General features: G+C 57.9%; 21 protein-coding genes. 7 read left to right on the top strand and 14 right to left on the bottom strand.

All coding sequences use genetic code 11. The annotated features are described in order from the left end of the window. Positions 1-219 precede the first annotated feature (219 nt). The 7 genes from B145_RS0120380 (at position 220) to B145_RS0120350 (ending at position 9,842) form a co-directional block, all read left to right on the top strand. Positions 220-2,163 carry a glycosyl hydrolase 53 family protein gene (locus tag B145_RS0120380; RefSeq protein ID WP_018609805.1) on the top strand — a complete coding sequence of 648 codons (1,944 nt, stop codon included), beginning with the start codon at positions 220-222 and terminating at the stop codon, positions 2,161-2,163. A gap of 202 nt (positions 2,164-2,365) precedes the next feature. Next, on the top strand, positions 2,366-3,991 hold the full coding sequence (locus tag B145_RS26465) for a methyl-accepting chemotaxis protein (RefSeq protein ID WP_018609804.1): 1,626 nt from the start codon (positions 2,366-2,368) through the stop codon (positions 3,989-3,991). Between the two features lie 293 nt (positions 3,992-4,284). Then, complete coding sequence (galE, locus tag B145_RS0120370; protein ID WP_018609803.1) at positions 4,285-5,298, top strand: UDP-glucose 4-epimerase GalE; 1,014 nt, start codon at positions 4,285-4,287, stop codon at positions 5,296-5,298. Between the two features lie 42 nt (positions 5,299-5,340). After that, the gene (locus B145_RS0120365; RefSeq protein ID WP_018609802.1) at positions 5,341-6,393 is read left to right on the top strand and encodes a UDP-glucose--hexose-1-phosphate uridylyltransferase; all 1,053 of its coding nucleotides are present in this window, start codon (positions 5,341-5,343) and stop codon (positions 6,391-6,393) included. Between the two features lie 6 nt (positions 6,394-6,399). After that, positions 6,400-7,560: a galactokinase gene (gene galK, locus B145_RS0120360; RefSeq protein WP_018609801.1), complete on the top strand. Its 1,161-nt coding sequence runs from the start codon at positions 6,400-6,402 to the stop codon at positions 7,558-7,560. A 219-nt stretch (positions 7,561-7,779) separates the two neighbouring features. After that, entirely contained in the window at positions 7,780-8,790 is a 1,011-nt protein-coding gene (locus tag B145_RS0120355) for an aldo/keto reductase (protein ID WP_018609800.1), read from the top strand. Between the two features lie 26 nt (positions 8,791-8,816). Beyond that, complete coding sequence (locus tag B145_RS0120350) at positions 8,817-9,842, top strand: LacI family DNA-binding transcriptional regulator (protein WP_018609799.1); 1,026 nt, start codon at positions 8,817-8,819, stop codon at positions 9,840-9,842. 16 nt (positions 9,843-9,858) lie between these two features. Here B145_RS0120350 and B145_RS26460 read toward each other — a convergent pair whose 3' ends face one another. The 14 genes from B145_RS26460 to B145_RS0120280 form a co-directional block, all read right to left on the bottom strand. Continuing rightward, on the bottom strand, positions 9,859-10,200 hold the full coding sequence (locus tag B145_RS26460) for a FlxA-like family protein (protein ID WP_083917833.1): 342 nt from the start codon (positions 10,198-10,200) through the stop codon (positions 9,859-9,861). A 126-nt stretch (positions 10,201-10,326) separates the two neighbouring features. Continuing rightward, complete coding sequence (locus B145_RS0120340; RefSeq protein ID WP_018609797.1) at positions 10,327-10,911, bottom strand: RBBP9/YdeN family alpha/beta hydrolase; 585 nt, start codon at positions 10,909-10,911, stop codon at positions 10,327-10,329. A gap of 73 nt (positions 10,912-10,984) precedes the next feature. After that, entirely contained in the window at positions 10,985-11,674 is a 690-nt protein-coding gene (locus B145_RS0120335) for a response regulator (protein ID WP_018609796.1), read from the bottom strand. After that, positions 11,658-13,286: an ATP-binding protein gene (locus tag B145_RS0120330; protein WP_157288552.1), complete on the bottom strand. Its 1,629-nt coding sequence runs from the start codon at positions 13,284-13,286 to the stop codon at positions 11,658-11,660. Before B145_RS0120330 ends, B145_RS0120335 begins: the two co-directional genes overlap by 17 nt. A gap of 107 nt (positions 13,287-13,393) precedes the next feature. After that, entirely contained in the window at positions 13,394-14,302 is a 909-nt protein-coding gene (gene citG / locus B145_RS0120325) for a triphosphoribosyl-dephospho-CoA synthase CitG (RefSeq protein ID WP_018609794.1), read from the bottom strand. Then, positions 14,274-14,807 carry a citrate lyase holo-[acyl-carrier protein] synthase gene (gene citX, locus B145_RS0120320; protein ID WP_018609793.1) on the bottom strand — a complete coding sequence of 178 codons (534 nt, stop codon included), beginning with the start codon at positions 14,805-14,807 and terminating at the stop codon, positions 14,274-14,276. Before citX ends, citG begins: the two co-directional genes overlap by 29 nt. After that, complete coding sequence (gene citF / locus B145_RS0120315; protein WP_018609792.1) at positions 14,804-16,324, bottom strand: citrate lyase subunit alpha; 1,521 nt, start codon at positions 16,322-16,324, stop codon at positions 14,804-14,806. The genes citX and citF overlap by 4 nt, the downstream gene beginning before the upstream one ends. Before the next feature lie 19 nt (positions 16,325-16,343). Further along, a complete protein-coding gene (gene citE / locus B145_RS0120310; RefSeq protein ID WP_018609791.1) occupies positions 16,344-17,216 on the bottom strand; it encodes a citrate (pro-3S)-lyase subunit beta in 873 nt (290 codons plus the stop codon). After that, the gene (citD, locus tag B145_RS0120305) at positions 17,213-17,509 is read right to left on the bottom strand and encodes a citrate lyase acyl carrier protein (protein ID WP_018609790.1); all 297 of its coding nucleotides are present in this window, start codon (positions 17,507-17,509) and stop codon (positions 17,213-17,215) included. The genes citE and citD overlap by 4 nt, the downstream gene beginning before the upstream one ends. A gap of 71 nt (positions 17,510-17,580) precedes the next feature. Then, entirely contained in the window at positions 17,581-18,624 is a 1,044-nt protein-coding gene (gene citC, locus B145_RS0120300; RefSeq protein ID WP_018609789.1) for a [citrate (pro-3S)-lyase] ligase, read from the bottom strand. Between the two features lie 93 nt (positions 18,625-18,717). Beyond that, on the bottom strand, positions 18,718-19,569 hold the full coding sequence (locus tag B145_RS0120295) for a fumarylacetoacetate hydrolase family protein (RefSeq protein ID WP_018609788.1): 852 nt from the start codon (positions 19,567-19,569) through the stop codon (positions 18,718-18,720). Between the two features lie 110 nt (positions 19,570-19,679). After that, a complete protein-coding gene (locus B145_RS0120290) occupies positions 19,680-21,032 on the bottom strand; it encodes a 2-hydroxycarboxylate transporter family protein (protein WP_018609787.1) in 1,353 nt (450 codons plus the stop codon). Between the two features lie 603 nt (positions 21,033-21,635). Then, complete coding sequence (locus B145_RS0120285) at positions 21,636-23,030, bottom strand: efflux transporter outer membrane subunit (RefSeq protein ID WP_018609786.1); 1,395 nt, start codon at positions 23,028-23,030, stop codon at positions 21,636-21,638. After that, the gene (locus tag B145_RS0120280; protein WP_018609785.1) at positions 23,027-24,997 is read right to left on the bottom strand and encodes a MacB family efflux pump subunit; all 1,971 of its coding nucleotides are present in this window, start codon (positions 24,995-24,997) and stop codon (positions 23,027-23,029) included. The genes B145_RS0120285 and B145_RS0120280 overlap by 4 nt, the downstream gene beginning before the upstream one ends.

The raw sequence follows: 24,997 nt of genomic DNA, 5'->3' as shown, positions 1-24,997 counted from the left end.
GTTTCTGTGTGAGTTTGTGACCTATCCTATGTGAGTCGTTCTCCGTTTTGGGTGCTTGGGCCGATGTGTGCCGCAAACAGCATCGTGCCCAATTCAGATTTGCGCGAAGGGGGCGGCAACCCCCTTGCTGTGAAATGACACCAAGATATGGAGAAAAATTAAGGGCTGGCTCGCAAGATCCAGCCCCTTTTTTTGCTGCGTGCGTCAGTGGAGAAGAAAATGCGAAATATCCCGAAGGCCATCCGTCTGGCCTTTATTGCAGGTGGTCTGACACTGCTCTGCCCGTTTGCCATGGCGACAGACAGCGCCGTTACGGTACAACCAGTCAGTGACCTTCGTGCTGACTTCATCATGGGCGCAGACGTTTCGATGCTTGATCAGCTCGAACACAACGGCGGCAGATTCTACGATCAGCAAGGTATTGAAAAAGATTGCATGGCCATTCTCAAAGAGAATGGCGTCAACTGGATTCGTCTGCGCCTGTGGAACAATCCGGTCAATGATTCAGACATCATCGTTGGCGGGCGCACCATCAGCCACAAGGGTGACCCGGTCGGTGGCGGCAACAACGATCTGGCGACCACCATCCGCTTGGCCAAGCGCGTCAAGGCCCAAGGGCTGAAGTTCCTTCTGGACATCCATTACAGCGATTTCTGGGTTGACCCGGAAAAGCAGAACAAGCCCGCTGCATGGAAAGACCTGCATGGCGAAGCCCTGCAAAAAGCAGTGTATGACTATACCAAGAGCGTACTGGCCGAACTGAAGAAGAACGACGTCTTCCCGGATATGATCCAGGTGGGCAATGAACTCAATGGCGGCATGCTGTGGCCAGATGGCAAGACCTGGAAAGAAAAACCCGATGAAGTGATTGGTGGCAACGATGGTTTCGTCGCCCTAATCACCCAAGGCATCCGCGCCGTGCGCGAATCCGACCCTAAAACCGGCACGCCTGAGCACATCAAGATTGCGATTCACCTTGCCAACGGCGGCAGCAATGAGCTGTATCGCCGCGTCTTCGATCTGATGACGCAACGCAATGTTGATTACGATGTCATTGGCTTGTCTTACTACCCGTATTGGCATGGCCCGCTGGTCGACCTCCAGGCCAATATGGAAGACATTTCTTCGCGCTATGGCAAAGAAGTGGTGGTCATGGAAACCTCATACGGCTATACCACTGCCGATAGCGATGGCTTCAACAACCTGTTCAGCGCCGATCTGGCCAAGAGTGCGGGGTACAAGGCCACCGTCCAGGGTCAGGCCAGCTTGGTCCGTGATGTGATCAATACCGTGGCCCAAACCCCGGGCGAGCGTGGCATTGGGATCTTCTACTGGGAGCCGGACTGGATTCCGGTGAGGAATGTGGGCTGGCGCACTGGCGAGGGCAATGCCTGGGAAAATCAGGCCATGTTCGATTTCAAGGGCAAAGCGCTGCCTTCGCTCGCTGTTTTCAAGCATGTACGTGATGCCAGCACACCTGAAAACACGCCCCAGGCACAACCCGTGGCCCCGATGAAGCTGACCGCCTTCGTGGGTGAAACCTTCACGCCACCTGATGCCATCAACCTGCAATTCAGTGATGATGCCCAACGCCACTCTTTTGTAGAATGGGAAAGCATCTCTGCCGACAAGCTCAATCAGGCAGGCAAGTTTGTCCTCAAGGGTGAAGCGATCACCTACCAGATGCCGGTACAGGCCGAAGTGGAAGTCATCCCACGGCGCAACATGGTCGAAGACAACAGCTTTGAAAACGGCAATCTCAACGGCTGGACGACCACGGGTGCCACCAGTGCGGTATCCATTGAAAAGAACCCCGGCAATGCGCATACGGGTCTTTTCTCGATGCACTATTGGGGTGGCGAGCCGTTCAAGTTTGAATTCACCCGCAAGCTGACCAAAATCAAAGATGGCAAGTACGCGCTCAAGGCCTGGATTGCCGGCGGCGGCGGCGAGAAATCGATTGAGCTGTTCGCAGCCAATTGCGGTAGCGCTGATCCCGCCCCCGCCAAAGCCACCAATACCGGCTGGCAGAAGTGGGGCCAGTACACTGTCAGCGGCATCCAGGTCAGTGGCGGCAACTGCACAATCGGTGTACGCATCGATGGAACTGCGGGCAACTGGGGTAACGTTGATGACTTCGAGTTCATCAAAGAAGGTGACTGATACGCGATAGCACAGCGGCATGCCAGCAGATGTTGGCATGCCGCTTTTTGTCGTTTACGATCACAAAAGCAGGTGCAATATTCTGTCAAACACATCCGCGCCTCACGCAGACGCGGCACAATGTAGCAAGAAAAGATAGGCGCCCTGTGTTATCCGGGCAATTTCGGCATTCGAAAAACTGGCGATTGGTGAGGACCTTGTAATGAAATCATTCAGCATTTCTGTCCGCTTATGGCTCATGGTCGGGGTGGCAACGCTTGCCCTGCTGGTCGTCGGCATTGTGGGTCTGGCCAGTGCAGTCAGTCTGGATAAAGCCATCGTCACCAGTAACCAGCAGACCATTCCCGCCATCAACACCATCGATGGTGCACAATCTGCACTCCTGCAGATTCAGGTGGGGCTGTTTACCCACCTGATCAATATTCTTGACGCCAAAAAAGACGCTATCGAGAAAGATATCAATACCCAGCAGGCGCGTCTGGAAAAACTGCTTGCCACACAGGAGCAACGTGCCACCAATGATGCCGAACGCAAGTTGATCAGCAACGATCGTGCCGCGGTCAAGGCCTTTCTGGAAGTGGTGCCCTCCATCCTCGCACTATCGCGCAAGAATATGGAAGATGCGGCCCGCCACGTCGTGGAAAATGAAATGCTGCCCGCCAGCAACCGTGCCCTGCAAGCCCTGCAAGCCCATGCCGATTTCAATGCCCAGGCTTCGCAGCAAGCCGCAACAGCTGCCGCAAGCACAGCAAGCAATGGCCGGGCGCTATCCTGGACGGTCATTCTGCTGGGCATCGCCGCCATCGGCATCGTTGGCTTTTTGCTGGTACGCAAGATCGCCCAATCGCTCGACTCGCTCAAGAGCACAGTGGAGCAAATCAATCAGCATATGGACTTCACCCTGCGCGTACCTGTGCGCAGCCAAGATGAAATCGGCGTGATTGCCCGCACTTTGAACACCCTGTTCGACACTCTGCAGGCCAGCCTTGTGACATTGGGTTCAGGCATCCAACGCGCAGCCGATGCTGCCAGCGCAGTGGCCCGCAGCGCTTCATCCAGCGCCGAGGCGGCAGAAAGCCAGAGTGACGCGGCCTCCACCATGGCAGCGGCCATGGAGCAGATGACCGTTTCCATCGGCATGGTCAATGATCGCGCCAACGAGGCCCAAACGCTGTCGCAAAACTCGGTGGATCTGGCCAAGAAAGGCGGGGCCGTCATCCAGGGTACCCTCAACGACATTCAGGACATCGCCACGAGCGTCGACTCCGCCTCGCAAGGCATCCACAAACTGGGCAGCGAAGTCGAGGGAATTTCCACCGTGGTGTCGGTCATCCGGGAAGTGGCAGATCAAACCAACCTGCTGGCACTGAACGCAGCGATCGAGGCTGCCCGTGCCGGGGAACAAGGGCGCGGTTTTGCCGTGGTGGCAGACGAGGTGCGAAAACTCGCCGAACGCACCGCAACCTCCACCCGCGAGATCAGCGCCATGGTCGAACGAGTACGCTCTGGCACACACACTGCCATGGAAGGCATGCAACTGGCCGTACAACGCGTCAATGATGGCGTTGCCCGCGCACATGACGCCGGGGACGCCATCACCCAGATCGGCGAGGCCAACCTCAAGGCGGTGGATATGGTCATCGAAATCACCCATGCCATCCGCGAACAAGGCTCAGCCAGCACCTCGATTGCCCAGCGTGTGGAGCAAATTGCCCAGATGGCCGAAGAAGGCAGTCAGGCGGCACTGGCCAGTGCCGAAGTGGCCAACGAACTGGACGAACTGAGCACCCACATGCGGGAAACCGTCACGGCCTACCGCTTGGCCTGACCCGTTCAGCAGACCTTTTGCCGACACAGCAGAAGGTCTGCCGCCTGGAATGGACATCCCCCCTACCCAAATGGCCGGTTGGCGCCAATTTGGGCCAGCAGCCCGGCACCACTTGCTGGGCGAACACAAAGACAGTCGGTTTTTTTGAAAATTCCCGCTAATCGGTCTTGTGGTTAATCGCTTAATCTTCTACGATTCTAATCAACAAACAGCAACACCCAAAAACACATTCACCGGGGATCAGGCAAACAAGCCCGAATTCCTGGCATCCAAAACACCAAGGAGTCTGCTTGATGAACATTCTGGTTACCGGTGGCGCGGGCTATATCGGCAGCATCACCTGCGTGCGCCTGATTGAAGCAGGGTTCACGCCCATCATTTTCGATAATTTCTGCAACAGCAAACGCACCGTCATTGACCGCATTGAGCGCATCACCGGCAAACGGCCCCTGCTGATTGAAGGTGACATCCGGGATCGCACCTTGCTCGACCAAACCCTGGCCCAGCACAAGATTGACGCCGTTATCCACTTTGCTGGCTTAAAGGCGGTGGGCGAATCCGTGGCCAAACCTTTGGCATATTACGAAAACAATGTCGGCGGCACCTTCACCCTGCTCCAGGCACTGGAAGCTGCGGGGGTGCGCACCTTGATCTTCAGCTCTTCCGCCACTGTTTATGGCGACCCTGCCAGCGTACCAATCCTGGAGGATTTCCCCACCGGCGCCACCAACCCGTATGGCCGCACCAAGCTGATGACGGAAGAAGTGCTTAGCGACATCGTCCACGCCAACCCGGCTTGGTCTGTCACCCTGTTGCGCTACTTCAACCCTGTGGGCGCCCACCCCAGTGGCCTGATGGGTGAAGACCCGCAAGGCATCCCGAATAACCTGATGCCCCTCATTGCCCAGGTTGCCGTGGGTCGCCGTGAGAAGCTGACTGTGTTTGGCAACGATTACCCCACACCGGATGGCACAGGCATGCGGGACTACATCCACGTCATGGATCTGGCCGATGGACACATCGCCGCCCTGCGTCATGCCATTGGTAAACCCGGCACCCACATCTTCAACCTGGGCACCGGCCGTGGCCAAAGCGTGCTGGGAATGCTGACTGCATTCGAACGTGCCTGCGGACGCCCCCTGGCACACACCATCGCAGCTCGTCGCCCTGGCGACGTAGCCGCCTGCTGGGCCGATACGGCCAAGGCAGAACGCGAACTAGGCTGGACCGCCAAGCTATCGCTGGAAGACATGTGTGCAGACACCTGGCGCTGGCAATCTTCCAACCCGAATGGTTATGCCGATTGAAACCGATATCGGCCATCTGATTTCACGCTGCTGAAAAACATCATGAGCAAGGAACCCATCATGTTCGAACCCACTGATCATTCTCACCGCCGCTACAACCCGCTTACCGGCAAGTGGGTCCTCGTCTCGCCGCACCGCGCCAAGCGCCCCTGGCAAGGCCAACAGGAAACGCCTGACCGCACCGAGCGCCCCAGGCACGACCCCCAATGCTATCTGTGTGCAGGCAACACCCGCGTCACTGGTGAAAAGAATCCGGATTACCCGAACACCTTCGTGTTCACCAACGATTTCCCGGCCCTGATGGCCGAAGCCCCCGAAGCGCCCGAGAGCATGGATGAGTTGTTCCAGCTCATGAGCGCACGTGGCACCAGCCGCGTGATCTGTTTCTCGCCAGACCACAGCCGTTCGCTCCCCGAATTGTCTTTGCAAGACATTGGCAAGGTCGTCGAAACCTGGATGGAGCAGACTGCCGATCTAGGCAAGAGCTATCGCTGGGTGCAGGTATTTGAAAACAAGGGGGCCATGATGGGATGCTCCAACCCGCACCCGCACGGTCAGATCTGGGCCACCAACTTCATCCCCAGTGAAGTCGAGAGCGAAAACACCAATCAGCATGCATATTTCGCCAAGCATGGCCGTTCCATGCTGATTGATTATGTTGAACGTGAAGCCGCGAGTGGCGAACGTGTGGTGGTGCAGACCGAATTCTGGCTCGCGGTAGTCCCCTACTGGGCAACCTGGCCGTTTGAAACCCTGCTGCTGCCGCGCTTTGCTGTGCAACGCATCACCGATCTGACCCCTGCCCAGCAGGCTGATCTGTCCCTGGCACTCAAGCTGCTCACCAGCCGGTATGACAACCTGTTCCAATGTTCCTTCCCCTACTCAATGGGTTGGCATGGCGCCCCGTTTGATGGCGACGACCATCGTGGCTGGCAGTTGCATGCCCACTTCTATCCGCCCCTGCTGCGTTCAGCAAGCGTGCGCAAATTCATGGTGGGGTTCGAGATGCTGGCCGAAGCCCAGCGCGACCTGACCCCGGAACAAGCCGCCGAACGCCTGCGTGCTGTCAATGACATTCATTTCCGTGAGGCTTGATCATTCATGTCCCAAACCCTGACCCAAACCGCCACCCAAGCCTTTGAAGCCGCCTTTGGCTACAAGCCCGCACACATTGTGCAGGCGCCTGGACGTGTCAACCTGATAGGCGAACACACCGATTACAACGATGGTTTCGTGCTGCCGTGCGCTATCAATCATGGCACTGTCATTGCCGCCAGCCCGCGTCAGGATTCCATCGTGCGCGTTGTGGCTGCCGACTACCGTGGCGAAGTCGATGAATTCCGCCTGGATGCCAGCATCGAGCCTCAAGGCGACGTGCTGTGGCCTAATTATGTCCGTGGCGTAGTCAAGTATCTTCAGGAATTCGGCCTGCCGCTGCGCGGTGCCGATCTCGCGCTCGCAGGCGACGTGCCACAAGGGGCCGGGCTCTCCTCCTCCGCCTCCCTCGAAGTAGCTGTCGCCCAGGTTTTCAAGACACTGCAAGGCTTCACCGATCTGAGCCCGACAGACATGGCCCTGATCGCTCAACGCGCTGAGAACCGCTTCGTGGGCTGCAACTGCGGCATCATGGACCAACTCATTTCGGCCCGTGGCGAAACGGGTCGCGCCCTGCTGATCGATTGCCGTTCGCTCGAAGCGCAGGCTGTCCCCATGCCCGATAACTTGGCGGTCATGATCGTCCACTCCCGTGTGCGCCGTGGTCTGGTCGACAGCGAATACAACACTCGTCGCCAGCAATGCGAAGCCGCCGCCAAGCATTTCGGCGTGAAAGCCCTGCGTGATCTGGATCTGACAACGCTGGAAGCCCGTGCCAGCGAACTGGACCCGGTCGTGCTGCGCCGTGCGCGCCACGTCATCACCGAGAACAAGCGTACCACCGATGCTGCTGCGGCGCTGGCAGCAGGCGATCTGCGCCGCATGGGCGGACTGATGGCAGCCTCGCACAACTCGATGCGCGACGATTTTGAGATCACCGTGCCCGCCATTGACCGCTTGGTGCAGATCCTGCAAGAGGCTATTGGCGAGATCGGCGGCGCCCGCATGACGGGTGGAGGCTTTGGTGGCTGTGTTGTGGCGCTGATGCCGCAGGACAAGGTGGAATCTGTGCGCGCTGCGGTGGAACGCGAATACCGCGCCCCCACGGGCGAAGCCGGAACAATCTATGTCTGCCGTGCCTCAGCGGGCGCTGGCGCCCTGGTATAATGCCGTTTAAATACTGCGCCATTGACCTGCATGGCGCAGTATTTTTTCCTCAGCGCCTCGTTGGCGTTTTGGCAGGGATGGCCTAGCAACACCAATGGTGTTCCGGTTACCGGGAAGCCTTCTTGAGCAAGACCGCAGACCCATTCTAAGAAAACCCTAATAAATGAATAAAGCGGCAGGCGTTATATTGATGGATTCGACCTCAATGGGAGTATCTGGATGAACCCGTATCTTGCCAATGCTGAACGCTACGCCAGCATGCCTTATCGCCGCAGCGGGCGCAGCGGTTTAAAGTTGTCTGCCATCTCGCTGGGCCTGTGGCACAACTTTGGCGGCATTGATCGTTTTGAAACCGGGCGCGAGGTGGTGCGGACTGCTTTTGATCATGGCATCACCCATTTCGATCTGGCCAACAATTATGGCCCGCCACCCGGTTCGGCAGAAGAAACGTTCGGTGCGCTGCTGCGTAGCGATCTGGCCCCCTACCGTGACGAACTGATCATCTCCACCAAGGCCGGTTACACCATGTGGCCCGGCCCTTATGGTGACTGGGGTTCGCGCAAGTATCTGGTTTCCAGCCTGGACCAGAGCCTGCGCCGCATGGGCCTGGATTATGTGGATATTTTCTATCACCATCGTCCGGACCCAGAAACCCCGCTGGAAGAAACCATGGGCGCGCTCGCCCATATCGTTGCCAGCGGCAAGGCGCTCTATGTCGGTCTGTCCAACTATCCGGCCCCCTTGTTGCAACGTGCAGCACAGATATTACGCGAATTGGGTACGCCCTGCGTGATTCATCAGCCGCGCTACAACATGCTGGACCGCCGGATCGAGCACGGTCTACTGCAGGCCTTGGATACCGAAGGCATAGGTTGCATTGCATTTTCACCCTTGGCTCAAGGTGTGCTCACTGATCGCTACCTGGGTGCGGAAATCCCGGCGGACTCCCGTGCAGCACGCCCGGTCGGCTTCCTGCGTCCCGAACATCTGACGCCGGAGAAAATCGATGTGGTGCGCCAACTCGATGCCATTGCCCGCGAACGTGGTCAGACGCTGGCGCAGATGGCTTTGAGCTGGGTCTTGCGCCACCCTGGCATGACCTCGGTGCTCATTGGCGCCAGCCGTCCGGCTCAGGTGCTGGACGCTGTAGCGGCCGTCAACGCCGAACTCTTCACGCCCGAAATATTGGCTAAAATCGATAGCCTTGTCGCGCCTCTGCAGCCAAGTTGAACGTTTTTTGAAAGCACACCATTGTCATGACAACACTCGCTGAAGTTGCCCAACGTGCCGGGGTAACCACTGCCACGGTTTCAAACGTACTGCGTGGCAAAGGCCGTGTCAGCGAGGAGACACGTGATCGGGTGCGTGCCATTGTCAATGAGCTGGGTTACCGCCCCAATCTGAACGCACGTGCGCTCGTGGAGGGGCGGCCGCTGACCATTGCATTGGTGGTTTCCAGCATCGCCAACCCGTTCTATCCGGAATTTGCTGAAGCGGTGGAGGCAGAGCTACGCAAGCACGGCTACTTTCTGCTGGTATGCAATACGAATGACAACCCTTTGCAGGAAAAAGCCTACCTGGATGCGGTAGGTGGCTCCCTCGCTCACGGCGTACTGGCCATGCATACCGACCACGTACAGCTTGATGAGCTCATCACCCTTCGCCGCAGTGGCGTCCCCGTTGTTTTATGCATGTGGGAAAAGCCCGACGAACATCCAGAACTGCCCTGCGTGGCCGTCAATTTCTATCAGGCCGGTGTCATTGCAGCAGAGCACCTCATCAAGCTCGGGCATACCCGTATCGGAGCCATTGTCGGCAGCGACAAGGCAGGCAAGCACGTCTGGCGTTACCGTGGCTACTGTGATGCGCTCAAGAAGGCAGGCATCAAGCTGCGCGCCGCTGAAACGCGCTATTGCGATGACACCATCGATTCCGGGCGCAATGCCGCACATTCGCTGCTGGCCGCCCACCCTGATCTGACTGCACTATTTGCCACCAACGACCTGCCTGCCTTTGGTGCATTGCAGGCAGCAGCCGAATTGGGGCTGGACGTGCCCACGCAACTGTCGGTCAGCGGAATCACCGATATCCAGCTGGCCCACCAGTTCCGCCCTGCCCTGACTACGGTTGCGGCCCCCACGGCAGAAACCGCCAAAATGGCGGTCGAGATGCTGCTGAAGGTTATTCAGGAGGGGGCAGCATCCAAAAACGAAGTGCTGGTCACTTCCTGCCCACAGTTGGTGGTGCGCAACTCAACCGGGCGGCCTCCACACAAGAGCTGACGCAGACCGGGCCTTGTCAGGCCAGTTCATTGACCACATTACCCAGCAAGCTGCTGGAAGACGAGGTCTGGGTGGTGCTGGCAGCGGTTTGCTCAGCCGTGTTCGTTTCGGCTTTGAGGGTTTCAGCACGCTGGAGTGCTGCAATCTGGGCCTGCAAGGCAGCTATCTGCTGCTCAACCTGCCGAACCTGTTGCGTGCTGGAAGTTGAGCTTGATGAGCCAGAATCCTTCTGCAAGGAGGATAGTTGCTTCTCAAGCGCAGCGATCTGCTTTTGCAGGGCCGCAATGCGGCTGGAAGTACTGCTGCTCGACGATGTAGCCGTAACGCTACTGGTAGAAGAGATTGCGGAGACCATCATTGACTCCTTTTCTGGTTGCCCTGCGCGCTGGCGCAGTAACACTGGCAGCTCTGTCAACGACAGGGCATCAGAAAAAAGAAGCCATCCGCATGTAAAATCCGGAAAATACCGGTTAAATATGCCAGATCAGTCGCCCGGCTGATCAATCTGCCGAACAAGCATGCTCAACACATCCAGGCCATAGCGCCAAGGCCCAAAACCAGATTCCACGTTGATATGCCCTGCTTCACCTACGTCGATCAGGGTACTACCCCACATGGATGCCCAATAGTCTGCCCGCGAAAAACTCATCAACGGGTCATTATGACTGGCCACCAGCATACTGGGTACGCCAAGAGCATGTGATGGCACACGGTCTTCCACCTCGAACTTCATCGGTTCGGCCGGCGCCACGATCATCAATCCGGCCACCAGTTCAGGGTAATCCACCGCCACACAGCATGAGGCCAGTGCACCAAAACTATGCCCGACGAGGATTGCAGGATGCGAGCAACCCGCCAGCAGGCGGCGGATGGAGGCAATCCAGATTTCGATGTCGGCCACGTTCCAGTTGCGTTGCGTCACCCTGCGCCAGAACGGATGGTAGTTCTGCCAACAGGTCTGCCAATGCTCCGGGCCGCTGTCATAAAGACCGGGCACAAGCACGAATTCATAACGCGAAGAGGCCGCCAGAAGGTGTTCGTCAATCTCGCGGTGATAGCTGGATTTCATGGGAGGGACGTGAAGCGACTACGGAGGGAGTTTCTGCGCGAAAGGTTAAGATTACCACGTTCAGCCTGGGACTTCAGCCGCTTGTCACCCGTTTATAGACCCGCTCAGGCCGCCCCACCTTGCCATGCACGATTTCCGCCCGCAAGAAGCGGATTTCCACGCAATACTCCAGGTAACGGCGGGCCGTGGTTTTGCTGAGTTTGAGCAGGCGCGCGACGCTATCGGTGGTTTCCTGTTCGGTCTCGCCCAAGAACACATCCTTGACCCGCGCCAGGGTAATGTCTTCAATCCCCTTGGTACGGCGCTCTTCGCGCAGATGCCTCGATTGCAGGTTGTAGAGTTCATCGATGCGGCGCTGATCCACCAGCCGCGAGGTCTGCTGTGAATCCATGAACTGGCAGAAACGCGCCAGGGCCGCATCCATGCGTTCGTAGGCAATCGGTTTGATGATGTAGTCAAACGCGCCATAGCTGATTGCCTTGCTACAGGTTTCCATCTCGCTGGCGGCGGTGAGGAAGATCACCCGCGCATCAATCTTGTTGACCACGATGTATTCCAGCAGATCGATACCTTTGCCGTCTGGCAGGTAATTGTCCAGCAGGATCAGGCGTGGCTTGAAGGCATCAATCATCTTGCGTGCCTCGGCCAGCGTGCCAGCCAGGCCAACGGGCCGGAAACGATTGTTGCTGCGCAGATGGTCTACGTGCAACTCGGCCTGCCGCAACTCATCTTCAACAATCAATACATCAAATATCTGTGCCACTCTTCTCTCCTTTGGGGACGAATACCGAGAACACGGTTCCGCACGGCTCATTCTCGTCAATTGTAATCACGCCGCCGACCTGCTCAACGAAAGTCTTGACCAGGTAAAGCCCGATACCTCGTTCCCCGCTGCCCTTGCTGCTCACGCCACGCTCAAAGATGCGCTCCCGGATCGATTCATCGACCCCGACGCCATTATCCGCGACCTCGATGATCACCTCGGTGTCCGAATCCGCCATATAAAAGGTGATGGTCTTGCCTTGCGCGCCTTCGGCCAGCGCCGCATCAAACGCATTATCGAGCAGGTTGCCGATAATGGACATCCATTCCGAAGTGCTCGGAACGCTTGGCAATTCGGTCAGGCGGCAACCGGGGTCAAACTCCAGTTGCAATCCCAGCTCCCGGGCGCGGTAGAACTTGCCTAACAACAGGCCACACACCTGGGGATTGAGGAAGGTATCGGAAATATAGTCCAACGTCCGTTGCTGGGTCTCGGATTGCATCTTGGCCAGTTGTAGCGCCTCGTCAAAATAGCGCATCTGCAAGAGGCCGGAGAGCGTGGAAATCCAGTTCATGTGTTCATGCCGGATCACCCGCAGGTTGTCCGCATAGCGCTTGATCTGCGAGAGCTGCATGCTGAGCGTGGCAATATCGTCCTTGCGGCGGAAACTGATCACCCAGCCATGCAGGGTGTTGTCGATCAGGATGGGCACGCGGTTGACGATCACCTGCACATTGCGGAAGAGGAAGATTTCATCGCGGATCTCCTTCTCCTCGTCTCCCCCGCCATCAATGGCCACATCCGCCACCACTTCCCGCAAGGGCTGGCCGATCAGATCCGTGCTGATGTCGGAATAGCCCAGGATTTCGCGTGCTGCGCGGTTGATGGCGCTCACCTGATGGAAACGGTTGACCGCAATCACCCCTTCCTTGATCGACTCGAACACGGCCTCCTGCTGCCGCACCAGCCGGGCAATATCCAGGGGCTCAAGGTTGAGCATCTGTCGCTTGATCCCCCTGGCAAACAGCCATGCACTGAAGAACAGGATGCCCAGCGCAAGGGCCAGGAACAGGATCACCGGGCCACGCTGCGCCACGTAGCGCTTGAAGATCATGTCTTGCAGATAGCCAACGGAGACAACGCCGATGATCGTGCCCTGTGCGTTCTTGATGGGCGCCTTGCCACGCAGGCCAAAACCCAGAGAACCCTGGCGTAAGGTCACTTCGCTCTCACCGTGGACCAGAACGGGGGTATTGTCATCGCCCTGCATCGGCGTTCCGACGGGAGATTGTGGGTGATACAGGCGCCGCCCTTGCTCGTCGCCAATCACGATAAAGCTCGCATCTGTGCGCTGCTTCATGATCTGCACGATATTGGCGATGGCCTCCAGATTGCGTGTCTCGACCGCATGCACCAATTCCGGCATGGCAGCAATCTGCTTGGCCTGTACCTCGGCGTGCTGGCCCATCTGCTCATACAGGGAATCCTGCATCCTGAGCGAAACGTAGTACCCGACCACAAACAGCAGCATTGAGGAGACGGCCAGCAGAAGCAGGAACAACCTGATTTCAAAGGTCATGCCCTGCGTCAGCCTGGAGAAAAACCGTTTCATGTGCCCCCTCTCAGGTACATTCAGATAGACCACGACACTGTTGTCACTTCTCCAACTATAAAACGACACGATCAACCGAGTCCAATTCCACAAACATGCTAAAAAATTCAGGCAGGCAACCGACTTAAAAACCAAGTCAGCGCCAAGAGGTCTGCGCTGCCACCGGGGCTCAGGTGGCGCGTGATCATTTCTTCATCCAGGGCGATAAAATCGGCCATGAAACCCGGCGCATGAATGCCGCCCCGGGCAAGCAGCGCTTGCGCCTCTCCCTGCACAAAGGCCAAGCCCTCCAGCCCACCGCGTGAGACGACGTTGGTGTCCGGGTTATGGGCCATCAGGTTCAGGAGGGCTGCCAGCAGCGCGGCTTCTTCATCCACCCCTTGCAGACAGGCCTCTTCAAAGGCCGGCAGGCCATAGTGGCGCACGGTGGCAAAGCCAGAGGCCGCCTCGCCGCGTGCGCCAGTCAGCCCGTAGCGCTGGAACAGGTGTTCGCCCGCCGTTTGCGCTTCGCTTTGGCGATTGAGTTCATTGCGCACCAGCCCCTCACACAGGCGGGCGACTTCTTCACACAGGCTCTCCCGATCCGGGCCAATCCCCTGCCCGACCAGCCGACCGGCAGCGGCACACAGCAGACCCAGCGCGAACAAGGCGCCTTTGTGGGTGTTGACGCCAGCGGTAGCCTGGAACATGTCACGCTCGGCCGCCAGTCCTTCTTCACGCAGGCGCAGCAGCGCGTAGTCGGCAGGCAGGTCACTATGGCTCACGCCACAGCGGTAGAAGCTGGCAAACCAGGGTTTGAGGGCTTGGGCGCTGGCGTAGAAGGTGTGCACATCCATGTCATGGTGGGCACCGGTGTTGCGCCTGTCGACCAGACCGGGTTTGGGGGTGAGTTCGACCTCGGTGACGAGGGCCTGATAAGCCAGATGTGCGAAGGCTTCGGCCAGCCGGGCCGGGTCGTGCTGGCCGTGGCGCAGGCTGTGGTAGGCCTCAGCCAGCGCAGAGACGGCGATATCCATGGATTGTCCGAGTAATGGCTTGCCCGAGGGCTTCGAGCGTATGGGTGCGCGAGCGGGCACAGGCGTGGGCAGCTTCCCCACAGAGGAGGCAGCGCCGGGGGGCCGCACCCAGGGAGCGACGCGAGAGGCTCCCGCGCTGTGGGCAGATCACATCCAGATCCCACAAACGGCCCAAGGGGTGTTGCTCTTCAAGGAGGATCAGGCGGTGTTTGAAGGCGGTGGCCTCGCAGGCCACCACGTAGAGCGCTTCCGGGCCGGTTACACCACTGACGATCTGGCTCCAGGGGCTATGCCATCCACATTGTTCAAGCAAAGCATCAACGGCCTGGAGTGCAACAGATAAAAGAAAGCGGGTATCGGGGCTATCTTTGAGCGGCCCTGGACTCACCAGACTGATCGACAGAATCGGGTGACGATAATTCTCCAGGGCCTGTTGTTGCCGCTGCACCCGTGCTTCGCGGGCAGCCAGCATCTGCTCCAGCGTCACAGGGGTGCAGGCGTTCATGGCTTGACCTGACGGACGATGTCGATCACGGTGCCATCGCGGTAGCGGACAATCCCGACCACCTTGTCGAGAAACTCAATCGGTGCGGGCTCGCCGGTAATGCTCATGGCACGGTCATGCAATTCCTGGATCGTCATCACCGGCAAACCGGCAGCCTTGAGGCGTTCGGCCACATCCGGGCGATTGGGATTGACGGCAATGCCATGATCAGTGACGAGCACGCCGATGCATTCACCGGGAGTCACGACGGTGGTGACTTTCTTGACGACCGTCGGCATACGGCTGCGGATCAAGGGTCCGACCACAATCGACAGGTTGGCTGCGGCAGCCACATCGCTATGCCCGCCGGATGCTCCTCGCATCACGCCATCCGAACCGGTGATGACATTGACATTAAAGTCCAGATCCACTTCCAGTGCGCTGAGAATCACCACATCCAGGCGGTCACAATAGGTGCCCTTGGAGCCGGGGTTGGCGTATTCGTTGGTGGAGACTTCGATATGGTTCGGCGAGGTGCGCAAAGATTCTGCGGCATCGACATCGAAACTCTGGGTATCAACAAGCTTTTCGATCAGGCCCTTGCGGTGCAGATCGACAATGCCACCAGTGATACCACCGAGGGCGAAGCTCGCAACAATTCCGGCCTTGCGCATGCGGTTTTCCAGGAAACGAGTCGCGGCAGTAGAGGATGCCCCGGAACCGGTTTGCAGCGAGAAACCTTGCTTGAAGTAGCCGGAGTGTTCGATCACGTCTGCGGCCAGACGGGCGATCAGCAATTCACGCGGGTTGCTGGTGACACGGGCAGCGCCCACGCTGATCTTGGAGGGGTCGCCCACCTGTTCGACCTTGACGATGTAGTCGACCTGATCTTGCGAAATGCTGGCCGGAGTATTCGGGAAAGTGACGAATTCCTCGGTGAGCATGACCACCTTGTCGGCAAACTGGGCATCCACCTTGGCATAGCCCAGCGAACCACAACGCGACTTGCCGCCTACGCCATTGGCATTACCAAATTCGTCACAGGCGGACACCCCGAGGAAGGCGACATCCAGGTGCAACTCGCCACTCTGGATGAGCTTGACGCGCCCACCGTGGGAGTGGATGTTGACCGGATGTTCCATCAGCCCGTTGGAGATAGCCTCTGCAAGCTTACCGCGCATGCCAGAGGTATAGATGCGGGTGATCACCCCATTCTTGATGTGCTCGATCAGCGGCGCATTGCAGCTCAAGAGCGACGAAGAAGCCAGGGTAAGGTTCTTGAAGCCCATCTTGGCCAGCACGTCGACCACGTTGTTGATGGTCTTGTCGCCTTCGCGGAAAGCGTGGTGGAAGGAGATGGTCATCCCGTCCTTCAACCCCACGCGGCGCACCGCCTCTTCAATGGAGTCGACGATCTTGCGCGAGAGCTTTTCTTGCGCATCCTTCAGATACGGGGTGTGCTTGGCAAAGCCATCGAAACCTTCCAACCCCTTGAGGGCGGGATCTTCTTGCAGGTATTTTGTAACCAGTGTGTTCATGACAATTTTCTCCCGGCGCTCACTTACGGACCCCGGAGGCCTGGGCCTTCTGGAGCACTCGCTTGGCATGGTCGACAATCGGTGCATCGATCATCTTGCCGTTCAGTGCGATCACGCCCAAGCCTTCGCGTTCGGCCTTCTCGGCGGCGGCGATCACGCGACGGGCATAGTCGACATCTTCTTCGGTGGGCGCGTAGGCGTTGTGCAGCAATTCGATCTGGCGCGGATTGATCAGGGATTTGCCGTTGAAGCCGAGTTTCTTGATGAGTTCCACTTCCTTGAGGAAACCCTCTTCGTCATTGACGTCGGAATACACCACGTCAAAAGCATCAATCTTGGCTACGCGGGCAGCATGCAACACGGTACAGCGGGCATAGAAGAGTTCGGTGCCGTCGCTGCGTTCAGTCTGCATGTCCATCACGTAGTCAAAACCGGCCAGTGCAATGCCGATCATGCGTGTGGAAGCCTTGGCAATCGAGAGCGCATTGACCACCCCGGAGGCGGATTCAATCGCCGCCATCAATTTAGTGGAGCCGATTTCACGGCCACATTCGCGTTCAATGCGTTCGACATGGCGTTCAAGCTCATGCACGTCTTCGGCACAGTCGGTCTTGGGCAGGCGGACGATATCAACACCTGCACGGACCACGGCTTCCAGATCCAGCAAACCAAATGGGGTATTGAGGGGGTTGATGCGGACGACGGTTTCGATGTCGGCGTAGGCCGGGTTTTGCAGGGCGTGGAAGACGAGCAGCCGGGCGGCATCCTTCTCGCGCAGCGAGACAGCGTCTTCCAGGTCGAACATGATAGAGTCGGGCTTGTACACAAAGGCGGTGCTGAGCATGGCTGCATTGGCACCGGGCAGGAAGAGCATGCTACGACGCAGTTTCATGACAGCGCACTCCAGTCCAGGGTTTGGCAGTTGGCGCCGCGAATCACGGCAGTCTGTACGCGGGCGCGGATGGCGCAGTCCAGCGCGCCTTTGTCTTCAATCACGATCTGCCCAGCCGTCACATCCAGTTTTTTGAGCGTTTCCTCGACCACTTTGCGAATCTGGGCGCCAAACTGGCGCATCACTTCGCTGTTGATCACTACTTCCAGGTCACCTCCCCGACTGGGGGCAACCTTCACCAGCAAGTCGCTCGATTCGAGCGTGCCCGCCAGTGCTTCCTTGACGATTTCCATCTGTATAACCTCCATTGCATGCATGGGCGCAAAGTGCGTCACCTGCGGTCTATCCGTACAAGCGGGCCGGTTCAGGGAACCAGTGCCGCAAAATTCGTGGCATATTTGTCGTTCAACAACCCCAGTGTGCCAGGAGGCACCAGGGCACCGATCTTGGAGAAGTCACCACGCCCGAGCAGCCGCCGCACTTCGGAAGCCGAAATCGGCACGCCACTGGAAGCCGTGCGCGGTACTTCAATGACATGGATGGAGGGGGCGCTTGAGGGTGCAGCCTGCAACCAGTACTTCATGTCATCGTTATATTTGCGGGTCGTGGGGCAGAACGGTTCGGTACCCACAAAGCGGTGCGTCACCCCCAGCGCGGGGGCAATGTAGTTGCGGAACAGCAGGAGATCGATGGCGGTACAGCAGTCGCCCACGACACCTTTTTCCTTGAAGAAATAATCCGGGAAGGTCGCCCGCGAGATCATGTATTCCGAACCGTGATGCAGGGTCAGGCGGGGAATACCCGCAATGCCCGCTTGCACCAGGGCAAAGCGGTCGCGGTAGGAGATCAGGGAGGCATCTTCGCTGACCACGAACACGTGCAGCCAGTCACAGGCTTCAGCCGCCAGTTTCACCAGGTATTGGTGGCCATAGGTGAACGGGTTGGCATTCATGACGATGCAGCCGATCTTCTCGCCCGGCTGACGCAAGGGAATCAGGCGCTTGGCATAACCCTTGATCCCGATGGGAGTGTTCTCCATGAGGCTGACATAGCCCGGCACTTCCACCAGTTCGTAAAAACCGCAGCCTTCAAAGAAGGAAACGTTGCGCGGGCTGGTGTAGAGGAACAGGTGGGTATGCCCCCGTTCCAACGCCAGATGAACGACTTCGCTCATCAGTTTGAGGCTGAGCGATTCTCCCCGCAGATCGGGGGCCGTCGCCACGCATTTGACGATATTGCCCTGCAGACCCGCGCAACCGACCAGACGCCGCCCAAGGCGACACAGCACAAAGGTCTGGATGCCTTCCTCGCAATCGAGGTCGCACAGAGCCAGCAGGGTTTCGACTTCCGCACCCTCTGCATCTTCCAGGGGGGCGGCCACCGTATAGAACTCAAATTCTTCACTCACAGGCAGACCCTCCTCGTGGCTGCCTGATGTGCATAGGCCAAAGATTTCTTGCTTGTGGCATGTAGCTTTGGCCTCACATCAATTGCTCAATGATTACGCCGCCACCGCTTCGCGGGCAATATAGTTGCGCAGTCGGCCAATGCGTTCGATGTCGACTTCGATGACATCCCCTTCCTTCAGGAACAGCGGGGGAACGCGCTTTTTGCCCACACCGCCGGGCGAACCGGTGATGATCACATCGCCTGCGGAAAGCGCACTGAAGGTGCTGATGTATTCGATCAGCGCCGCCACCGGGTGAATCATGTTGGCGGTGTTGTCGTCCTGCACCATCTGGCCGTTCAGGAAGGTGCGGATCGCCAGTTCCTGCGGATCAGGGATTTCGTCAGCCGTCACCAGCCAGGGGCCGAAGGCACCCGTCTCACTCCAGTTCTTGCCTGCGGTAAACCAGGTGTGTTGCCAGTCACGCACGGAGCCATCCATATAGCAGCTGTAGCCCGCAACGTGCGAAAGGGCGTCTTCCTTGTGGATGCCTTTACCGCTCTTGCCAATGACGACGGCCAATTCGCCTTCGTAGTCAAATTCGTTGGTTTGCGCAGGTTTGATCACCGGGCACTCGTGGCCGGTCTGGGAATCAGGGAAGCGCACAAACAAGGTGGGTGCCGGATTGGTTTCGGCAAATTCCACACGCTTGGCAGCGTAGTTCATCCCGACGCAGAAGATCTTGTTGGGCTGCTCGATCAGTGGCCGAAACACCACATCGCTCTCGGAGAAGTCCGGTGCTGCATTCACAAACTCCTGACACAGCGACAGACCGCCTCCAGCCAGCAGCGCCTTCATGTCACGAAAACGTTCCCCCAGTCGCTTGCCCAGGTCAACAATGCCAGCGTCAGTCAGGATTCCGTAACTCTTACGTCCCTCTTGGGTGCAAATACTCACCAGTTTCATTTTTTACCTCTCGTTAAGCATGCGGCAAACAAAACGCCACCGACATATCTTTGAATCTTTTGCAGCAAGGCGACCTGCGCCTTTGGGCGCAAGCCGCCTGCATCACACAATCAAGCGTGGAAGAACTTTGCCAATATCATCAGCGATAGGGTGACGTTAATGGCGCCACCGATACGTGTTGCGATTTGGGCAAACGGCATCAACATCATGCGGTTGGCCGCACTCAGGATTGCCACATCGCCCGTGCCACCCTGACCACATTGGGTGCAGGAGATGATGGCCGCATCAACCGGATTCATCCCGATCTTCTTCGAGACGAAGAAGCCCACGCTCACAGCCGTCATCACCGTAGCGAAGATGATGATCACATTGGTGACGGAGAACGCGGCAATCAGCTCATCAAACGGGGTAATGGCCACGCCTACGGCAAACAGGATCGGATAGGTCACCGAGGTCTGGAAGAATTTGTAGACCGTACGCATACCATCGTTGAGTTCCGGCGACGACACCTGGAACAGCTTCACCGCCACGGCCACAAACAGCATGCCAACCGGAGCAGGCAGGCTGATCAAACGTTGCCCCACCACGCCGATCAGGTACATCAGCACCGCCATCAGCACCGCACCACCGAGGCTGGTGATATCCACCTTGCCGCTGCCTTCGGAAGACAAGGAGCCGATATCATTGTCGGCGCCCTTGAACAGGCTGCCTTCGCCCGTCAGCTCGGGGCGCTTCTTGCCCAATTGATTCAGCGCGCCTGCGGTAAAGATGGCGATCACGTTGGCCATCATCACCATCGGGATGATCTTGCCGAACATCGCGCCTTGGTCTTGCTTGAGGATTTCGGAGAAGCCGATCGACAGCGGAATCGCCCCTTCACCCACACCACCCGCCATACAGGGCAGCACAGTAAAGAAGAAGGCATCGAACGCGCTCTTGCCCACCGCCATGCCAACCAGGGTACCCACCAACATCGCACACACGGCCGAGCTGGCCATCGGTACAAAGATCCGTAGGAAGCCTTGGATCAGGGTCTTGCGGTCCATACTCATAATGCTGCCGACGATGATGCAGCAGATGTACAGGTACAGGATATTGGTCGACTTGTAGAACTTGGTCGTTGCATCAGTCAATTCTGCGGGCAGGATGTTGTAATACACCATTGCAGACGGAATAAACGTGGCACAGATCGCGGCTGCGCCCATCTTGCCCAGATAGGGGATGCGCTTGCCGATTTCGCCACAGGCAAAACCAAAGAAGGCAAACATCGCCACCATGCTGGTGATATCCGGTTTCAACCCACCTTTGGTACTCACCAGGCCGTAAATCAATACAGCAGTCAGTACGAACAGGGGAAGCGGCACCACGCCAATCTTGTAATTCAACACCTTCCACCAGCCATTGGGCCAAAAGCCCTTGTCAGCGACGGAAGTATCCGCCGTTGCGCTGCTTACTTCACTCATCTCAAGTCTCCTTTGGTTGTTTGCCCCGGGGGATCGACCACCACCCGCCATCCACAACGCAAAACACTCAGCTACTTCACTATGTTTCCCTGATTTCAGGAAAACCCCCGGTTTGCTTCCTGACAATGCCAAATCGCTAAAATTTCGTCTGAAAAACCTGTTCCTCTTGTTGGAACAAATAAACAGCGCAGATGGCACGATCAAAAATTAGCATTGAGGGCCAGGGAGAAGTTGCTTTTTATCAATGCGATATCGGAGTTTTTATGGCGTTAACTATCTCTAGTTTTCTTATCGATGGTTTCAGGGTTTCTATGATTTCAACACGCAGAAAACTGCTTTTGAACTTCGCTTCGGGCTGACTTTATGGATAGGTACTTACCCTTATACTTTACCCAGTGTTATTTTATTGGCATTTTAAACGCCTGGGCTTTTCAACTGCATCTATAGGTTATTTGCATATTGTTGCGCAGCATCATTGCGCCGAACCGGCACATCAAGCCGTAGCAGGCCGTGCGCAAGGCTGCGGCTTGTATCTAGCCTTGGCTGATCGCATGAAAAAGGCCTGCAAAAGCAGGCCTTCCCGTGTTTGGAGCCGAGTGCGGATCAGGGCGGTGGGGAATGCGAGGCATTGCCGCCCAGCGCCAACATCAGGGTCACGTGGTTATTGAACTGGTTGAGCTGATTCTCCGCCAGGGATACCTCGGCGTTGCGCCGCTTTTCCTGTGCGTCCAGCCAATCCTTCAAAGTCACGGCTCCGGCCTTATAGCGGATCTCGTAGCGCTGCTCGCTGGCCAGGGCGGCCTGAAGAGATTGCTTGAGCAGCACCGCCTGCTCGGCGTAGCGGGCACGCGCCGATAGGGCGTTCTCCACATCGGCAAAGGCGGAATAGAGCGTCTGGCGGAAATTAACGACAGCCAGATCGTAATCATCCTTAGCTACCTTCACCTTCAGTTGCATCTCGTTCCATTGCAGAAAGGGCAGACTCAACTGTGCTGCTGCCGTTCCGACAGGATTTTGCAGGATATCGCGTAGCGCCGTGCTGCTCGTCCCCAAGGAACCCGTCAGGCTCAGGCTCGGGTAGTAGGCAAGCCGGGTGGCGTCTCCGGTCGCCAATGTACTGCGCAAGCGTAGTTCTGCTGCATGCAGATCGGGACGACGCGCCAACAGCTTGGCGGGCAGATCGGCATCCACCTGGGGCACATCCTGATCAGGCAGCCGTGCCGGATCGACAAAACTGGGGCCTGGCGGGCCATCAAGCAGGAGGGCCAGCGAGGAATCCACCTCAACCCGCTGCTGCTGCAACTGGCTCAAGCTGGCCTGCTGGCTGGCAAGGCTTTGCTGCGCCTCGAACACATCCAGGGCCGATACCGCCCCTGCCGCATACCTTTTCTGGGCCAGATCAAGCACCCGTTCGGTGTAGCCGATGCTCTGGCGCGCCAATTCGATACGTTGATTCAGATAGGCCTTTTGCCAATACAGCTTCGCCGTGGTGCCGATCAAAGACAAGGCGGTATTCTGCAGATCCTCCTCGCTGGCGCGCGCCTCCCACTGGGCTGCATCCCTGGCGCTACCCAAACGCCCCCACAGATCGGCCTCCCAGGAGAGCGAAACCGTGCTGCCATAGCTGCGGGTCGTCCGTTCAGGCGCACTCAGGGTGCGGCTGTGGCTGGCAAAGACTTGCGCGGAAAGCGTGGGCATCATCTGGTCAGCAGCCAGCCCCGCCTCCAGGCGCGCCCGGTGCAGCTTGATTCCGGCCACCACCAGATTATTGTTACGGGTCAGCACCTGATCGACCAAGGCATCCAGATCAGCCACACCGAAATCCTGCCACCAATTGTTGGCTGACTCTTGCGCTGAGGCACCCGCGTAGGCCCAATGCGCGGGCGTACTGACTGCTGGCCGATGGTATTCACTGCGCGTCAGGCTGGCACAGGCACTCAGCGCCAGCAGACACAGCAGAGTGGAGAGACGATACTTCATCATGACGTTGTCTTTCATTCACGCGCCAGGGCGTCAACCGGATCAAGTTTTGCCGCATTGCGCGCAGGCATGAAACCGAAGGCCAGCCCGATCAGGGTAGAGCAGGCAAATGCGGCGATGAACGAGGTCATCGAGAAAACCATGCTGAAATTGGTGACGAACTGCGCGAAAACCCACCCGGCCAGCCGTGCCAACCCAATCCCGAGCAGGCCACCGATCAGGCAGACCAGCACCGCTTCAATCAGGAATTGCTGCATGATATCCGACTGGCGCGCCCCCACTGCCATGCGCACCCCAATCTCACGCGTGCGCTCGGTCACAGACACCAGCATGATATTCATCACCCCGATTCCGCCGACCACCAGGGAAATCATGGCTATCGCAGAAATCAGCAGTGTCAGCGTGGCCGTGGTCTTTTCCACCGTCTGCCGGATGCTATCGGAATTGAATAGGTAAAAATCCTTGCGCCCGCCATGTCGCAGCGATAGCAGATGGGTAATCCCCTGCTCCGCCGCCACGGTCGACACATTATCCTGCACCCGCACGGTAATGCTTTTCAGATAATACTGCCCCAAGAGACGACTCTGTGCGGTGGTGTAGGGTACCCAGACGTTCAGACTGTCGTTGTTGCCAAACCCGCTGTCCTTCTTCTTGGTTACCCCGACAACCCGCACCGGAACGTTACCCAACAGGATGGTTTCGCCAATCACCTGGGACCGGGTGCCGAATAATGCCTTACGCGTATTGGTGTCAATCACCACTTCCTGCGCCAGCCGTTTCTCGCTGCTGGCGTCAAACCCCTGCCCTTCTGCAAAACTCAGGCCGCGCACACGGAAATATTGCCAGCCTACGCCGCTGACCGAGCCGGAAGAAGCCACGTTGCCAAACCGCAGGGTTTTAGAGGTCGACACCGCCGGGGTCACACTATCCACCCAGGTCTGCGATGCAAGCGCATCCGCGTCGCTTGCCACCAGCGTGCGTATGGCTTGCGAACGCATGTCGCCAAAACCGCTGCCGGGGTAGACATCAATGGTGTTGGTGCCCATGGAATTGATGTCATTGAGGATACTCTGGCGGGTGCCTTGCCCCAACGCGACCACCGACACCACCGAAGCTATGCCGATGATGATCCCCAACATGGTGAGAAAGGTACGCAGGCGGTGCGAAGCCATCGCCCGCAAGGACATCCGGAAGGCCTCCACCAAGCGGTCGCGCATTGCCACCCATGACGTTCCCTGCTCAATGGGCAAGGCTGCTGCTGTGCGGGCCGCATCAGGCGGATTATCGCCATTGGGCCGATCACCAATAATGCATCCATCGCTGATCTCGATGATCCGTTTGGCATGCCGTGCCACTTGCATATCATGGGTCACGATAATGATGGTGTGCCCCTCGGCATTCAGGTCTTTCAGAACCTGCATCACCTCCTGCCCACTGTGGCTATCGAGCGCCCCGGTGGGTTCATCAGCGAGGATCACCTGCCCACCATTGACCAATGCCCGTGCAATACTCACCCGCTGCTGCTGCCCGCCCGAAAGCTGGCCTGGGCGGTGGTGGGTACGGTCGTGCAGGCCCAGGCGATGCAGCAAACCCAGTGCGTGCTCACGCCGACGTTGGCGTTTCACCCCGGCGTAGATGGCAGGCACTTCAACGTTGCCCAGAGCATCCATATCCGCGAGGAGGTGATAGCGCTGGAAGATGAAACCGAAATATTCGCGGCGCAAGGCGGCCAGGGCGTCGGGTTCAAGCTTGCCTGTTTCCTGCCCCCCCACAAGATAACGCCCTTCACTGGGCCGATCCAAACAACCCAATATATTCATCAGCGTGGATTTGCCTGAGCCGGAGGCGCCGACAATGGCCACCATCTCACCCGCCTGGATCAACAGATCCACCCCATCCAGCACGCGCAGCTTGCCTTCACCCGCAGGATAATCCCGGCACACCCCTTGCAGGCAGAGCATAGGGTCGGTGTAATCGTTCGTCAT

The organism is Uliginosibacterium gangwonense DSM 18521, assembly GCF_000373965.1.
Taxonomy (GTDB): domain Bacteria; phylum Pseudomonadota; class Gammaproteobacteria; order Burkholderiales; family Rhodocyclaceae; genus Uliginosibacterium; species Uliginosibacterium gangwonense.
The sequence above is the reverse complement of the archived record's forward strand: the minus strand, read 5'-3'. Positions and strand labels throughout refer to the sequence as shown.

Excerpts from the sequence above, each read along its gene's own strand:
- B145_RS0120350 (WP_018609799.1), top strand. The coding sequence starts at position 8,817 with ATGACAACACTCGCTGAAGTTGCCCAACGTGCCGGGGTAACCACTGCC.
- B145_RS0120355 (WP_018609800.1), top strand. The coding sequence starts at position 7,780 with ATGAACCCGTATCTTGCCAATGCTGAACGCTACGCCAGCATGCCTTAT.
- B145_RS0120280 (WP_018609785.1), bottom strand. The coding sequence starts at position 24,997 with ATGACGAACGATTACACCGACCCTATGCTCTGCCTGCAAGGGGTGTGC.
- B145_RS0120330 (WP_157288552.1), bottom strand. The coding sequence starts at position 13,286 with ATGAAACGGTTTTTCTCCAGGCTGACGCAGGGCATGACCTTTGAAATC.
- galE (WP_018609803.1), top strand. The coding sequence starts at position 4,285 with ATGAACATTCTGGTTACCGGTGGCGCGGGCTATATCGGCAGCATCACC.
- citX (WP_018609793.1), bottom strand. The coding sequence starts at position 14,807 with ATGAACGCCTGCACCCCTGTGACGCTGGAGCAGATGCTGGCTGCCCGC.
- citF (WP_018609792.1), bottom strand. The coding sequence starts at position 16,324 with ATGAACACACTGGTTACAAAATACCTGCAAGAAGATCCCGCCCTCAAG.
- B145_RS0120290 (WP_018609787.1), bottom strand. The coding sequence starts at position 21,032 with ATGAGTGAAGTAAGCAGCGCAACGGCGGATACTTCCGTCGCTGACAAG.
- citG (WP_018609794.1), bottom strand. The coding sequence starts at position 14,302 with ATGGATATCGCCGTCTCTGCGCTGGCTGAGGCCTACCACAGCCTGCGC.
- citD (WP_018609790.1), bottom strand. The coding sequence starts at position 17,509 with ATGGAAATCGTCAAGGAAGCACTGGCGGGCACGCTCGAATCGAGCGAC.
- B145_RS0120380 (WP_018609805.1), top strand. The coding sequence starts at position 220 with ATGCGAAATATCCCGAAGGCCATCCGTCTGGCCTTTATTGCAGGTGGT.
- galK (WP_018609801.1), top strand. The coding sequence starts at position 6,400 with ATGTCCCAAACCCTGACCCAAACCGCCACCCAAGCCTTTGAAGCCGCC.
- citE (WP_018609791.1), bottom strand. The coding sequence starts at position 17,216 with ATGAAACTGCGTCGTAGCATGCTCTTCCTGCCCGGTGCCAATGCAGCC.
- B145_RS0120285 (WP_018609786.1), bottom strand. The coding sequence starts at position 23,030 with ATGAAAGACAACGTCATGATGAAGTATCGTCTCTCCACTCTGCTGTGT.
- B145_RS0120295 (WP_018609788.1), bottom strand. The coding sequence starts at position 19,569 with ATGAAACTGGTGAGTATTTGCACCCAAGAGGGACGTAAGAGTTACGGA.
- B145_RS0120365 (WP_018609802.1), top strand. The coding sequence starts at position 5,341 with ATGAGCAAGGAACCCATCATGTTCGAACCCACTGATCATTCTCACCGC.
- B145_RS0120340 (WP_018609797.1), bottom strand. The coding sequence starts at position 10,911 with ATGAAATCCAGCTATCACCGCGAGATTGACGAACACCTTCTGGCGGCC.
- B145_RS26460 (WP_083917833.1), bottom strand. The coding sequence starts at position 10,200 with ATGATGGTCTCCGCAATCTCTTCTACCAGTAGCGTTACGGCTACATCG.
- B145_RS26465 (WP_018609804.1), top strand. The coding sequence starts at position 2,366 with ATGAAATCATTCAGCATTTCTGTCCGCTTATGGCTCATGGTCGGGGTG.